At 68.1% G+C, this 13,506-nt stretch carries 13 protein-coding genes and 3 pseudogenes; 8 read left to right on the forward strand and 8 right to left on the reverse strand.

Going from position 1 to position 13,506, the window contains the following annotated elements; genetic code table 11:
- Positions 1–124 precede the first annotated feature (124 nt).
- A complete protein-coding gene (locus FFT21_RS25005; RefSeq protein WP_137816378.1) occupies positions 125–865 on the reverse strand; it encodes a pyrimidine reductase family protein in 741 nt (246 codons plus the stop codon).
- Positions 865–1,674 carry a dihydropteroate synthase gene (gene folP, locus FFT21_RS25010; RefSeq protein WP_137816393.1) on the reverse strand — a complete coding sequence of 270 codons (810 nt, stop codon included), beginning with the start codon at positions 1,672–1,674 and terminating at the stop codon, positions 865–867. Before folP ends, FFT21_RS25005 begins: the two co-directional genes overlap by 1 nt.
- 691 nt (positions 1,675–2,365) lie before the next feature.
- Here folP and FFT21_RS30050 point away from each other — a divergent pair.
- From FFT21_RS30050 to FFT21_RS25030, 4 genes are all read left to right on the forward strand, one after another.
- Complete coding sequence (locus tag FFT21_RS30050; protein WP_137816379.1) at positions 2,366–4,102, forward strand: IniB N-terminal domain-containing protein; 1,737 nt, start codon at positions 2,366–2,368, stop codon at positions 4,100–4,102.
- Between the two features lie 542 nt (positions 4,103–4,644).
- A complete protein-coding gene (locus FFT21_RS25020) occupies positions 4,645–4,965 on the forward strand; it encodes a hypothetical protein (protein ID WP_137816380.1) in 321 nt (106 codons plus the stop codon).
- Positions 4,946–5,482, forward strand: coding sequence for a hypothetical protein (locus tag FFT21_RS25025; protein ID WP_137816381.1), 537 nt, complete (start codon positions 4,946–4,948; stop codon positions 5,480–5,482). The genes FFT21_RS25020 and FFT21_RS25025 overlap by 20 nt, the downstream gene beginning before the upstream one ends.
- 33 nt (positions 5,483–5,515) lie before the next feature.
- The gene (locus FFT21_RS25030) at positions 5,516–7,357 is read left to right on the forward strand and encodes a hypothetical protein (RefSeq protein ID WP_137816382.1); all 1,842 of its coding nucleotides are present in this window, start codon (positions 5,516–5,518) and stop codon (positions 7,355–7,357) included.
- 34 nt (positions 7,358–7,391) lie between these two features.
- On the opposite strand, the pseudogene FFT21_RS25035 reads toward FFT21_RS25030, so the two are convergent.
- From FFT21_RS25035 to FFT21_RS25055, 5 genes and pseudogenes are all read right to left on the reverse strand, one after another.
- Positions 7,392–7,658, reverse strand: a pseudogene (locus FFT21_RS25035) (transposase family protein); the annotation flags it as partial.
- A gap of 182 nt (positions 7,659–7,840) precedes the next feature.
- Complete coding sequence (locus FFT21_RS25040) at positions 7,841–8,179, reverse strand: hypothetical protein (protein WP_137816383.1); 339 nt, start codon at positions 8,177–8,179, stop codon at positions 7,841–7,843.
- Positions 8,137–9,479, reverse strand: a pseudogene (locus tag FFT21_RS25045) (putative T7SS-secreted protein). Before FFT21_RS25045 ends, FFT21_RS25040 begins: the two are co-directional and overlap by 43 nt.
- Positions 9,479–9,805 (reverse strand): hypothetical protein, encoded by a 327-nt coding sequence (locus FFT21_RS25050; protein WP_192909736.1) that lies wholly within the window; start codon positions 9,803–9,805, stop codon positions 9,479–9,481. The pseudogene FFT21_RS25045 and the gene FFT21_RS25050 overlap by 1 nt, the downstream one beginning before the upstream one ends.
- Positions 9,806–9,876: 71 nt before the next feature.
- Positions 9,877–11,085 carry a helix-turn-helix domain-containing protein gene (locus FFT21_RS25055; protein WP_137816385.1) on the reverse strand — a complete coding sequence of 403 codons (1,209 nt, stop codon included), beginning with the start codon at positions 11,083–11,085 and terminating at the stop codon, positions 9,877–9,879.
- Positions 11,086–11,209: 124 nt separating this feature from the next.
- Here FFT21_RS25055 and FFT21_RS28995 point away from each other — a divergent pair, with 124 nt between their 5' ends.
- A complete protein-coding gene (locus FFT21_RS28995) occupies positions 11,210–11,383 on the forward strand; it encodes a hypothetical protein (protein WP_153816586.1) in 174 nt (57 codons plus the stop codon).
- Positions 11,384–11,725: 342 nt separating this feature from the next.
- The gene (locus FFT21_RS25060; protein ID WP_137816386.1) at positions 11,726–12,046 is read left to right on the forward strand and encodes a hypothetical protein; all 321 of its coding nucleotides are present in this window, start codon (positions 11,726–11,728) and stop codon (positions 12,044–12,046) included.
- A 127-nt stretch (positions 12,047–12,173) separates the two neighbouring features.
- Here FFT21_RS25060 and FFT21_RS25065 read toward each other — a convergent pair whose 3' ends face one another.
- A complete protein-coding gene (locus FFT21_RS25065) occupies positions 12,174–12,476 on the reverse strand; it encodes an SUMF1/EgtB/PvdO family nonheme iron enzyme (protein WP_225978738.1) in 303 nt (100 codons plus the stop codon).
- Positions 12,477–12,863: 387 nt separating this feature from the next.
- Between FFT21_RS25065 and FFT21_RS25075 the strand changes: the two are divergent.
- A pseudogene (locus FFT21_RS25075) lies at positions 12,864–13,004 on the forward strand (excisionase family DNA-binding protein); the annotation flags it as partial.
- A gap of 80 nt (positions 13,005–13,084) precedes the next feature.
- Positions 13,085–13,384: a hypothetical protein gene (locus tag FFT21_RS25080; protein WP_225978739.1), complete on the forward strand. Its 300-nt coding sequence runs from the start codon at positions 13,085–13,087 to the stop codon at positions 13,382–13,384.
- Positions 13,385–13,506 lie beyond the last annotated feature (122 nt).

Here is a 13,506-nt window from a genome sequence, read left to right on the forward strand (position 1 = left end):
TCCCACCGCACGGCATGGCGGGACTTCATCAGGGAAGTCCCGGAGATCCGCCCGGAAGCCCGCGTGACCCCGGGCCGGCCCGCGCCGTCACCCCGGTCGACGCGGCGGGCGCGAAACCAAACGGTCAGGGCCGCACCCGGTAACGCAGGAGCATGACCCCGCCCTCGGCGAGCACCGACACCAGGTCCAGGTCCACCGGGTCGATCGGGACACCGGTGGCGATGCGTCCGGCCGGCCCGGACACCAGCAACGGCGACACGGTCAGGCGTAGCTCGTCGACCACGCCGGCCTCGATCAGGGAACCGAACAGGTGCGGTCCGCCCTCGCAGTCGATACGCCCTAAACCGCGATCGACCAGCGCCTGGACCGCCGCGGCGACGTCCACCGTGTCCGTGCCGACGACCAAGACCTCGGCCCCGGCGTCCGCCCATGCCTCACGCTTCTCCGCGGAAGCGGATTCGCAGGTGATCACGATGGTGGGCACGTCGGCCTTGGTGATCACCGGTGCGTCCGCCGGCAGCGTCCGGCCGGTGGTGACCACCGCGGTCGGCGGAATGTCGGCAAGCCCGTGCCGGCGTCGCCGCCGCAGCGTCTCCTCGCTGGGATGGACCCCTTCGAAGTCCTCGATCATCGCCGTAGCGGCACCGACCAGCAGCACGTCCGCGAGGTCGCTGCCGAGTTGGAGGACCTTCCGGTCGGGGGCGTTCGACAGCCGGGCCGCCCGGCCGCCGACCTCGACGGCCCCGTCGGCGCTGGACACGTAGTTGACGGCCAGCCAGCGCGGGTCGGCGGGATAGCTGTAGAGGCGTTCCAGCTCGTCGTCGTCGACGACGCGTGCCTCATCCCATGGCCAGACGAAGCGCATCAGGCGATCCACCTGCTCGGCCGTGCGGGCGGGCGCGTGCCGTTGATACTCGCGACCATCTCCAACGTCTGCCGGGTGGGCAACACCTGGTGGGCACGGAACACCGCCGCCCCCTCGTAGGCGGCCACGGCGGTGGCCGCCAGGGTGCCCGTCAGCCGGTCCTCGAGTTCCACGCCCAGACCCTCGCCGACGAAGGTCTTGTTGGACAAGGCCATCAGCACGGGCCATCCGGTCTCCACGAAGTCCCGCACGTGCCTGAGCAGGAGCAGGTGATCCGCGGTGTTCTTGCCATACCCGGTGCCGTCGATGAGGATGCCGCCACGCGGAACCCCCTTGGACTCGGCCAGCTCGGCCAGCCGCGTCGTCTCCTCGAGCACCGTCCCGACCACGTCGTCGTAGTCGGGGCGGAACGGCTCCGCCCGCGGCTCGCGGCCGCCGGTGTGCGCGCAGACGTAGCCGGCACCATGCTCGGCGGCCACGTCGATCAGCTTGGGGTCAAACCCTGACCAAGCATCGTTGATCAGGTCCGCACCGGCACGGCACACCGCATCGCCAACCTCGTGACGCCACGTGTCGACGCTGATCAGGACGTCTGGGTAGGTGGCCCGGATCCACTCGACGGTGGGCACCACCCGGCGGATCTCTTCGTCGACGGTCACCTCGTCACCGGGGCTCGCGGCCACGCCACCGACATCGATCATGTCGGCCCCCTCGGCCACGGCCCGGTCGATGGCCGCCTTGGCGGCGTCATCGGCGAACGTCGCGCCACGGTCGTAGAACGAGTCGGGCGTCCGGTTGACGATCGCCATGATCAACGCACGGTCGCGTACCACCCGGCGGCCCCGAAACACCAGGTCGACCGCGCTGGACCCCACTGCTGGCACTGTTCAAGTCCTCCCGAGGTGCCGCCATGACAACCCAGGCGGCGAAGCCTGTTCGCCCCCCAGACGTCGCGCTGAGGAACTCGCCGGTAGCCGCGCCCGTACCGAGCCGGACCGACAGGTCAGCTCCAGACTCCAGGCCGTCGTACGGGGCCGTCAAGTGGCCGGCCCGAGCCCTGGCCGCCAGGCGGCGTCGCCGTGGACTGTGGCCGGGCCGGGCGGGCCGAGCGGCAGCGCGGACGACTTCCCCGCGTGAAGATCACGTACCCGCGGCCGGAAAAAAATCGAGGCGCGAGACGCGACCACATGTTGATCCGGACGCTTTTGAGCCGCCGGCCGCGCTCAACTCACGGTCGCACCTCAATCTACCGACCGCCGAAGAAAATACGCACAGTAGAGTCGATCTATTGTTGTGAAGCCATGGGACCTACGCAGAGTGCCAGCGACACCCAACATCCCCTAATCCCCCTAATCAGCGGAGCACCACGCACCCCCTAGGGGGCACGACGCGACGGGGTGCAATCCCCGTAGGTATTCGCGCGGCCGAGCTTTAGCGTTCCTCATCCCGCCGGGCCATCGGTCCGGCACGACCTGCAAGCCCCTTTTGAGGAGACGCTCAATGGCTTCTGCCATGACGTTGCACGACTTCGTCCTCAACCTGCTCACCGATCAGCAGGCGCGGGACGCGTTCGCGTCCGATCCGGCTGGTGCTCTCCAGCACGCGGGCCTCAGCGACATCAGCGCGCAGGACGTGCAGGACGTCGTCCCGCTGGTGCTGGACTCCGCGTCCGTCGCGCCCGCCGGCGGCCTCCCCGCGTTTCCCACGGCCGGACTGCCCTCCAGCCCCACCGCGGCGATCGAACAACTGCAGTTCATCGCCCAGCAGGTGCCCGTTGACGGCGCTCCCCACATGTCCGGTGGCCTGGCCAGCGCCGGTGGGCCGGACGGCTTCGCCAGCGCCGGCGGCCTGAACATCACCAGCCCGAACGGTGGCCTCTACGCCGACGGTGCGGGGTGGTTCCGCGCACCCGACGCCAGCCAGGCCTTCGACGCGCTGGAAGACGGGGCCCAGCAGTTCCAGTCCCAGCTGCAGCACCCCAACCTGTCGGCCTCGAACCTTGCCGACCAGCTGCAGTTCATCGCCCAGCAGGTGCCCGCCAGCGACGCTCCGCACATCTCCGGGAACCTGACCGGCGCCGGTGGGCCGGACGGCTTCGCCAGCGCCGGCGGCCTGGACGTCACCAGCCCGGACGGCGGCCTCTACCTCGGTGGTGGCGGGTGGTTCCGTGCGCCCGATGGCAACCAGGCATCTGAGGGGTTGCAGGACGGGGCCGCCCAGCTCCAGTCCCAACTGCAGCAAGGCAGCAGCCAGCTCCAATCCCAACTCCAGGACGGGGCCGCGGAGTTCCAGTCCCAGCTGCAGGAAGGCGGCAGCCAGCTCCAATCCCAGCTGCAGGAAGGCAGTAGCCAGCTCCAGGCCCAACTCCAGCAGGGCGCCGCCGAACTCCAGTCCCAACTCCAAGACGGGGCCGCGGAGTTCCAGTCCCAGCTGCAGCAGGGCGGCACCGAGCTCCAGTCCCAGCTGCAGGACGGGGCCGCCCAGCTCCAGTCCCAACTGCAGGAAGGCGGCAGCTACCTCCAGTCGCATCTGGAGCAGGGGGCCGCCCAGCTCCAGTCCCAACTGCAGGAAGGCGGCAGCTACCTCCAGTCGCATCTGGAGCAGGGGGCCACCGAGCTCCAGTCCCAGCTGCAGGACGCCGGCTTTCCGACCCCGAGCCTGCCGGACCCCAGCGCGCTGTCCGGTGCGCTGCCGACGAACGCGTTGCCCACCGACCCGACCGCGGCAGCCAATGAGCTCAGCTCCGCGCTGTCCGACCCGACCGCGGCACTCGGGGCGCTGCCCGGCGCGAACTCGTTGCCCAGCCCGGCAACTCTCGGCTCGCTTCCCAGCCCCGCCGCGAACCCGCTGCCGGCATTGCCCGGCGTCGACGGCCTTCCTGGTGTCCCGGCCACGGGCCTGCCCTCGCTGCCGGCGGCTCCCGCGCTGCCGGCCGCTCCGGCGCTGCCCGCGGCTCCAGCACTGCCCGATCCGGCGCTACCGGCGGCTCCTGCACTGCCCGCTCCGGACCCGCACGCACTGGACAACTCCGCTCACGCCGGGATGAACGCTCTCGACCAGGCCGCTCACACGGGCGCCAACGCGTTCCACCCGGCCAGCCCACTGCACGCTGACTCCCTGCACGACAACGGGTTGAGCAACGTGGTCGAGCAGCATCTCGGCACTACCCTCGACGCGGTGACCGACCACGCGCCGGCCGGCCTTCCGCAGCACCTGGACGACCACCTCGGCCTCTGAGTCTGAGTCAACTCACCCGCTGGCCGGTGCCGTCATCCGACGATGACGGCACCGGCCAGCCGCGTTTCGCACGGGCAACCTCCCGGTCCGCCGCTGCCCCAGGTCGAGGTAGCCCTGGTATTGGTCCCGGGCCAACATGAAGCTGCGGTTCGTGCACGTGCCCAACAAGCTGGGGACTGGATCGCCGACCAGGTGGCCGCACTGCTCAGGACGCGGACGAACGGGGACGATGACAACGGCACGGCCGGGGCGCTGGTGCCCGCGTCAGACCGCCAACTCAGCCCACGTGGCCCCACACAAGACTGGGGGTTCGCCTCGTATAGAGACGAACCCCCAGGTCAGGCCGCTGGTCTTCCAGCGCGCTCGGCAGGATTCGAACCTGCAACCTTCTGATCCGTAGTGGCAGGGCGGTGATCCTGCGCGGTCCTCGGTAGGTGCGCGCTGGTCACCGTCCGACGAAAGTCCGGGTCAGGGCCTTCGATCGGTGCCCGTCGCACCAGTCCGTGAGACACGTGTGAGACGGGCGCCCGACAGGAGCGCCCATGCCCCACCCTGACTTCGACGTCTCTGACGCCATCGACGAACTCCACTCCGCCTACGCGTTCCGCCTCGGCTTCCTGATTCAGGCGGTGGCCAACCACCTCGATGGCCGCCTCGACGGCGACCTGCTGCGCGGCATGCTGGTCGCCACCGAGGCGCACATCCAGCAGGCACACGCTGAGGTGACCTACGCGGAGAACATCCTTGTAGCGCTGCGGGGGCGATGCGCGATGTACGAACCGGGAGGAGTTCCGCTCGGCACTGCGCGACTACGTGCGGAAGTACGGCTTCCTCTCCCAGGTCGTGCCCTACACGGACCGTGAGCTCGAGCGCCTCTACCTGTACGGACGACTGCTGCTCAACGTGCTGCCGCGCCGGGAGGACGCCGGAGTGGACATCGGTCAGGTCGATCTGACCCACCTGCGCATTACGAAGACGGGCGAGGACAACCTGAGTCTTACTCCGGAGGGCGAGCAACTGCTGCCGGGGTTCACCGGCGGTGGCGCCGGACGGGTCCACGAGCCGGACAAGGTGCCACTGCCAGAGCTGATCGCCAACCTCAATGAGCGGTTCGGCACCAACCTCAGCGACGAGGACCTCGTCGGCGGCTCGGCCCGAGCAGCGATGGCGGAACCCAAGGTCAAGGCTGCCGCGTTCGCGAACAACGAGGAAGACTTTGGCCACGTCTTCGACGAAGTATTCGAGGGCAAGCTCATCGACCGGATCGAGGACGACACCAAGGTCCTGCAGCGATACATGGACGACGACACCTTCCGCTCCGAGCTCACCAAGATCGCTCGTCGCCACGCCTACGAAGCGCTGCGGCGCGACGTCGCCTGATCACCTCAACACCCCGCTGGTCAAGGAGGACTCATGCTGGGCTATCGGTTGTTCGTCGAGATCGTTGGTGAGCGGAGGCACGTCGAGAAGCTCGCTCGCGAGCAGTTCCATTCGTGGCTGCGACGCAAGCGCTATGACGCGGATGTGCTGGAATCCGGCAAGCTAGTCACCATCGGCCACGGCGCAAGTGGGCAGTTGCTGGAACTGTCCCGACCAGATGGTGGCCGGGCCTTTCGCGCAAGCCTGATCGAGGAGAAGCCGGGCGGGCGGTGGGTCACCCGGCTGACTGTCGACGTGCCGGCCGCCGATCGGCGCCAGCCCTGGCTCTGGCTGGACGTCGAGTCTCCCGAGGAGCGATACACGATCGCACCCAAGCTTGCCGGCAGCCTGCTCAGTGTGCTCGAGGGCCGCGACGGCGGAACCCGGCTCGGTCCGGGGCCGATGAAGATCGGCGAAGACGACGTTGGCGCGGTCGTGGAATCGGTGTGCGACCCAACCCGCCGGGGCCTGGTCTTCATCGCTGGTAGCGACACCAACATCGAATATCCGTATTGGTCCCGATATGTCGACCGGCTACTGAAGGACACCGTCGGTCTGTCCGGCGGATACGTTCTGGACGCCCCGGCCACAGCCGCGTTCAACAATGCGCTCGGACCGAACCACGCCGTGCAGCCGTGGACCGTGCGCACGTTCCGGCCGGGCGTGGAGCCGGATGACCCTGTCGACGCTGCAAGGCACCGCGTTCTGGGTCTCACACGGATCGTCCAGGACTCTGACCAGTACCTCGCACGGATGCTGGGCAGGCGGGCCAGGGAAGCAGCCGTCGAAGCGCCCTTACCAAAGTATGTGATCAGGGTTGGACGGGCGTTCGAACGGGAAATCGACGAACGTCTCGTCGCTCCTCTGGTTGATCCAGCGCCGCCTCCCCGCCCGTCCACGGGGGCAGCGGAGCCCACCCGGACCGAAGCGACGCTCGCCACTCCTGCCCCGGTCGTCGTGCCGCGGCCTAGGCCCGATCACCTCAGGACCGTTCCGGATGACCACCGCCTTGTATTCGACGCCCTCGTCAGCGCTCTCGACGGAGCCGAGCCGACGTTGGACCGCGTGCGGGTACTACTCGATCTCGCCAGTCTGGGACGGCAGGCACGGGAGAACCAGGCCGCGATCGCGGAACGCCTGCACAGTTACGAGGCTCGGGTCGATGAGCTCACCACTGCTCAGGCCGAACTTCGCCGCCAGTTGGAGGACACGCAACTGGAGCTGTGGATCTCTGACGAAGAACGTGCCAAGGAGGCGGCAACGGTTCGCCGTCTCAGAAAGCTACTTAGCAGCAGCGGTCGCGCCGCAGAAGCATGGAGCGAACCTGAGCCCGACGAGACCGAGCATCGGCCCGACGACTACCAGGTGCTGTTGGAGACGCTGGACCAGTTCGAGCACGTCGTCTTCACCGGTGATCGAACCATCGTTCGGGACCTCGACCAGTACGACAAGACGGGTGTCTGGGCGGGCAAGGCCTGGGACATTCTTGGGGTTCTGGACGACTACGCACGCGCCAGCCGTGAGGGCCGGTGTCATCGTGACGTGGACGGGTACCTGCGCAATACGCCCAGCGGCTTCCGCGGCTATTCGGCCCAGCGGCACGCGCGGGACGAGAGCGAGGACGTCAAGAGCAACCCACGCTTCCGAGCTGCTCGGGAACTCCCGGTTCCGCCAGAGGTCAACCCCGCCGGCAAGGTCTTCATGGGCGCGCATTTCAAGATTGCCACTAGCGGCATGATCAGTCCCCGGCTGCATTACTTCGACGACACGGCGCGGTCCGGCAGGGTGTACGTCGGCTACATCGGCCCCCACCTGCCGACCAAGCAAACGAACTGAGCGTTTCCGAGTAACGATCTCTCACTGTCGGTGATCACGTGGTGCGGTCGTGGTCGATGTGGAGGAGCGTGAGGGCAGCGGCGACGATCTTGCCGATGCGCCAGGGGCAGAGACTGACGTTGCGCAGCGCCTTGAAGGTCATCTTCAGCAGGGAGTTTCCGCGTTCGCCGACCGCGCGCTTGCCGTTGTGGGCCTTGTTGTGTGTCTTCTGCTCGTCGGCGCGCTGGCCGCCCTGGGGTTTCTTGAAGGCCACGGTGATCGTGCTGGCTTCGCCTTCGTAGCCCAGGTCACCCAGCACGGGCCGGTTCAGGTCGGCGTGTCGCCGCCCCGCCACTACCCAGCGTCACGACCGGTTACCCGGAAAGGCTCAGTGAGAGATCGTTACTCGGAAACGCTCACTGACCGGAACAGGCTGAACCGTGCGCTCAAAAGACGAATTGTTGGTCAAGACACCAGGAAGGTGCCTGCGATCGCGTTGGGAGGTCAGTTTGCGCCGAGGAAGTGGTTGATGTCGTCAAGGGCATCTTCGGCGCGACCGCCGAGGTCAGGGTCGGATGTCAGCCTTGTCAGGGCGGGTACGACCTTGTCCGTATCCAGTTGTCGGTGGACCCGGGCGACGTGTCCTAGGCAGGTGATGGCGATGGCCCGGACGCCGGTGTCCGGGTGGCCGAGCAGGCGGAGACAGGTGTCCTGGACCCATTGCCAATCCGGGTCGTGGTAAGCGACGCCGACCAATGCCTCGGCGATCGCCCTGCCGTCACCACCTCCCAGCGCAGCTGCTAGGGCGTCGCGGCCGACCGGTCCGGGTTCAACGTATTGCATGACCGCCCGTCACCCTCCGATGATCTTTCCCTTGCCGTTGACCAGACCAGCCTTGCGCAGCGCCGCCTGCATCGCCGGGTCAAGCCCGTCGGGCCCGCTCCACGGCCTGACGTGCCCGTGGTAGATACCCGAGCCATACCCGAGCCAGGATAGGTCTCGTCAAAGACCACGTATTCACCCGTCGCCGGGTCCACGCTCACTCGTCGGGACGTCGTCGGCTTGATGGGCACCGAGTTCTCCAGAGCCTGCTGGCCGTTGGTAGGAGCAGGAGCGGCGTTGCCGCGTTGCTCGGTGCCGTGCTTGGGCGACTTCTCATAGGTGAGCTCGCCGTCGCTGCCCCTCGGTGTGCCGCTGTCGCCGCCTCCGCGGCCGTTCTTGACCGGCGACACCTTGTCGTCGCTGGCCGCGTGTCTGCCGAGGTCGCCCATGGCAGCGACGACCATGCTGCCGCCAGCGGCGACGCCGGCGGTGGACACCGCGTTGAGCGGCACCCCGGCGACCGCGCCGACGCCGGTGGCGTCGAGCACCGCGCCGAGCCCGTCGCCGGCTGCGCTGACCGCGGTCAGTGCGGCGCCTCCGGCGGCGAGGAGCACATCGCCGGGGTGGTTGGCCGCCGCGTTTCCGACCGAAGCCAGTCCGTTGAGGACGTCGGCGCCAACGTTTTCGATGCCGTGCCCGAGATCGCTGAAGAAGTCTCCGACGTGTGACCAGAAGCCAGGCTTCTCCGGGGCTTTGTCCCGTGCCTTGGCGACGGCGTCGGCAGCCGTGTTCCCGGCGCTGTTGAGTTGGCTTCGAGCGCGGTCGAGTGTGTCGCGTGCAGTCTGGCGCTTCGCCTCACCGGGATCGGTGAACGGGATGTTCGGGGCGACGGTGGGGGTGCCGCTTGCGGTCTTGGCCGCGGCTTCCTGTTGGGCTTGCCGTACCGCCTGCTCATGTTCGGCCTTGGCCTGATTGGTAGCAGCTTGGCCTTCGTTCCACAGCTTGATCGACTCGCTGGCCTGCTGCTGGCCCACTGCGGCCCACTGCAGCGTGGAGACGTAGTTCTCCAGTGCATCGGCTGCGCAGTGGAAGCAATCGCCGGCCTCTAACCACTTGGCGGGCTGCCCGTGGAAGACCTCTCGAAGTTGTCGGCAGCCTTGCCGCTCCATCCCTCGGTGGTATCGATGCGCTTGAGACCTTCCCCCGCGTCATGGAGCGCGTCACCGTATCCGCGCATCACCCACAGGGAGTCGGACACTGTCTCGCCGTTGCCCGGGACGAGTTCCTTCGGGTCGGTGGTCTGACCGAGTGCCTTGGCCATCACTGGGCCGCCGGATCCGATCCGGTGGGACGTTGCAGGATCCCGTCGAAATGTCCCTTTAGGTTCTTGTCCACCTCGAGGTACGCCTTGACGCACTGGGACAGGCGGGCGCCGATCTCCTCGGCGTCCTTGCTCAGGTGCTCGACGCCCAGCTCCCAACGCTGACAGAAGTCGGACACAGTGTCCGCCAGGCGGTCGTGCCCGTAGTCCCCCTTCACACCGCCGATATCACTGACCTTCTTCCGCCTGAGCTGGCCGAGCGTGTCATTGACACCCCCGGACGCCTCCTCCAACGCACCCAGGTCCACGCGGAAGCCGTCTGCCATCAGCAATCCTCCCCGTGCTGCAGGCGACCGCAGTGATCGTTTTCGGTCACCGCCCTGCGCTGCGTCCCCGGCTAGATTGCGCCGAGGAGGCCCATCCGGTCAGCGAGGCCGCGCAGTTCGCGTCCGCCCGCGTCGCGCCGAGCACGCTGGACGAGTTCCGCCACGATCTCCCGCGCCCAGATGTTGTGCCGGGTACGCGTCGGCCCGAGCCGTTCCGCCTGCCGCAAGAGGTTCACGACATCAGCGTCCCGGCCGCGCAGCGCGTGAAGCGCCCGAGCGTGGTCGATCAGGAACGCCGTCTGGCGGGACTTCATCGGGATCTTGTCGATGTCCACGCCGCTGGCCACTTCAGCGGCCTGCACCGGGTCGTCAGATTCCAGCGCGATCGAGACGCGCCACAGATCCACGTTGGTCGGGCTGAACGCCAGATAGAAAGCGTTCGTGCCCTCCGCCCGGCCCGCGATGTCCTGGGCCTCGGCAATCGCGGCGACCGGGTCGTCAGAGCCGGTCACGCTTCCGCAGAACCCGGCCGTAAGTACCGATGTGCCGTAGACCTCCAACGCCGGTTCAGAGTCCGTGCGCAACAGGTCCAGCGCCTTGCGCGCCAACGCATCGGCCCTGGCGTACGCGCCGAGCCCGATGAGCGCCTGTGTCCTTGCGAACTCCGACGCCGCCACCCACAACGGATCGCCGAGCCGAGTCGCCGCCTGATGGCCGCGCTCCGCCGCCACCCATGCAAGGTCAACCGCGCCGAGGTTCTTCACCAGCAGGGTGGTGACCTGCGCCGCCTGCACCAGGCTGCGCAACGCGGACTCCCGCTCGCCTCCGTGGCCGAGCGCAGCAGTCGCGTGCAGCTCGGTAAGCAGCGCCGGCAGGGCGTGCCCCACCTCGCTGTACCGGCACGCCTGGCGAGCCTCGGCCAGCCGGTCGGTCTCGGTCGCCAGCTCGTCGGCGGATCGGATGGCCGGCTTCTCGGCATCATCGAGGCTGGTCGCCAACAGCGCGAAGCGGATGTCGGGGATTGCGCCGTTGGCTTCGTGGTCTTCGTGATCCGCAAGCACGTGTTCAGCGCCAAGGTCGGTCAGACTCACTCGAAGCGCCCGAGCGATCGCCGCTAACGTCGACCGGCGGTCGAGAGCAGCGTGACCATTCTCGATCTTCGAGAGGTAACCCTTGCTGATCCCCGCCTGACCCGCCAGGGCTTCCAAGGTCATCCCTCGCCATCGCCGCATACGGCGGATCTCCGCGCCGATACCGATGCTGTCGCTCTCGATCGCCATGAGCCACACGGTACGGCTCACCCATCCGGGTACACCAGCCCTGGGTTTCCACCCAGGAAACATGTCACCCGTTCGCCGCGCCAACATCACCGAGCATCCCGGACGTCAACGCACAGGAGCGGTGATGAGCGGTCAGCACGTGTATCGAGACGGCAACCAGTGGGGCATGACCGTCGATGAACTGGCGGAGCGGTTACGGGCGGAACGCCAAGCCGAGACGCGCGAATGGCCGGCCGTCGATCCGGATGCGGCCGAGTCGGCGCGGCTGTTCACGTTCGATCTCTACACCTGCGCCTGACAGCGCCGATGTTTGCCCGGCGACGCCAACGCCGACGCATCGCAGCCGTACGCGCTGCGATGGCCGCACATCCGGAGATTTGGCGCGTACCGCAACGGTCGTCCGCCCGCCAGCTCCCGGCCGCCTCCGTCTTCCCCTCCCCGGTTGGCGGCCGGGTCCGGATCGCGGCGGGGCCAGGTGAACCCCGACTCCTTGGCCCCGCCGTGGTTCCACGCGCATCCGGCCCATCGCCGGGTGCTTGGCCTTGCCCCTGTCGATACGAAGGAGTCACCATGATCCGATTAGCTCCACCGTCGTTGGAGATGGAGACCTGCCCGGACTGCCTCGGATCGGGGATGAACAGTGACCAATCTGCCTGCCGAAGGTGCGGAGGCCTCGGCGAAGTCATCAAAAAGTGACTGCCGTGAATGCGGCGGCACCGGCGTCATGCGCTGGCAGCAACCGGTGCCACAACCAGACGGCAGCATGAAACTCGCCGCCGCAGAGCACCCATGTCCGAACGGCTGCGGCGGTCACTGGAAGCACCCGGCCGCCCAGGCCGGCCGCGTCGTCGGAGCACCTACCAGCACACCGGCCCAACGCGGAGGGTGGGCCAAAGAGTCGCAGAAGATCACCGGTGACGCCCCCGCCTGGCTCGACGACATAGACGACCTCAGGCAGTGACAGCACAAACCGGCGGCCCCGCGCTCAACACCAGAGCACGGGGCCGCTGTGCAGACGATGAACACCACAGCAGCGGCCCAGGCTCGCGCCACGTCGCCCGCCCCGTCCCGCCGCCACCGTACGGTCACTACTTGCTGAGCATTTTTTCAAGTGTTTCAGCCGATACCACACAGCGGAAGCCGGTGTCGTCGTCGCACATGGTCGCGGCAGCGTCGTTGAATGACGACGGCGTAGCACGGTTGAAAGGGCTGGTCCACGCACCGCCCTTCAACTCATGCCTGCCCGGCTTGGTTTCCGTTGAGCACCATTCCCAGACGTTGCCGCACATGTCATAGACGCCGCGGACACCATCCTCGTCCTGGAACGGCCCCGCGGCGAAGCGGACGGCGTCCTGCACGTCACCGGCCGCGACGTCGAAGAGGCCGACCACGCCCTGTCCTTCGACCCGAACTGCGGCGCCTGGACCAAGCTCCACGGCCCCGCGGACGAGCACCTGGTCCACGACACCCGGGCCGCCATCCTGCGCTACCTCCGCGCGGCCCCGGGCAACGGCCCGAGGGCAACGTCCGGCGCACCTGCTCCCGCATGGCCGCCGCCGGGCAGCTCACCCGCGACGGCACCGGCCGCTACTTCCCCCCGCGCGCGGACGCGACAGACCAGCCGGGACACCCGGACAGCGACCCGGCTGTCCTGCCTGTCCCGCTGTCCCACCACCCCGACTGACCAGCACCAACCGGCGGGACAGCAGCGGGACACCCCTCCCCGCGATCCCGCCGGCGCCTCCCACCACCCCATCGGCACGAAAGGACCACCGGCGTTGTCCACCGAGACACCGTCCCTGCTGCTGCGCATCGAAGACGCCGCCCGCCGCCTCGGCATCGGCCGAACCCTAATGTACGAGCTGATCGGCAACGGCGAGATCGAAACCGTCCGCGTCGGCCGCCTCCGCCGTGTCCCAGCCGACGCCCTCACCACGTCGACCGCCTCCGCGCCGCTGCGCGCAACCACCCCGCCGCCTAACCAGAAAGGAAACCCACCGTGGCACGCAGCACGCGCAACAACGGCACCCGCAACCCCAACGGCGCGTCCAGCATCTACCAGGACAAGCACGGCAAATGGCACGGCCGCGTCACCGTCGGCGTCCGCGACGACGGCCGCCCCGACCGGCGACACGTCCGGGGGAAGACCAAGACGGAGGTCGTGCAGAAGGTCCGGGAGCTTGAGCGCCAGCGGGACGCCGGCAGAGTCAAGAAGCCCGGGCGGTCCTGGACGGTCGAGAAGTGGCTAGGACACTGGCTGGACAACATCGCCGGGCCGTCAGTGCGCCGCTCCACCTAGAGGCTTATTCAGGCGGTTGCGTAGAAGTGTAGGGCGATTACCGCTGAGATGGTTTCCGAGAAGGTCTCGATGGGCCGCCGGTAGTCGGTGTGCATGATCCTCCAAGTTTTAAAGTTGGCGAT

This window comes from Gandjariella thermophila, from assembly GCF_005405885.1.
GTDB lineage: Bacteria > Actinomycetota > Actinomycetes > Mycobacteriales > Pseudonocardiaceae > Gandjariella > Gandjariella thermophila.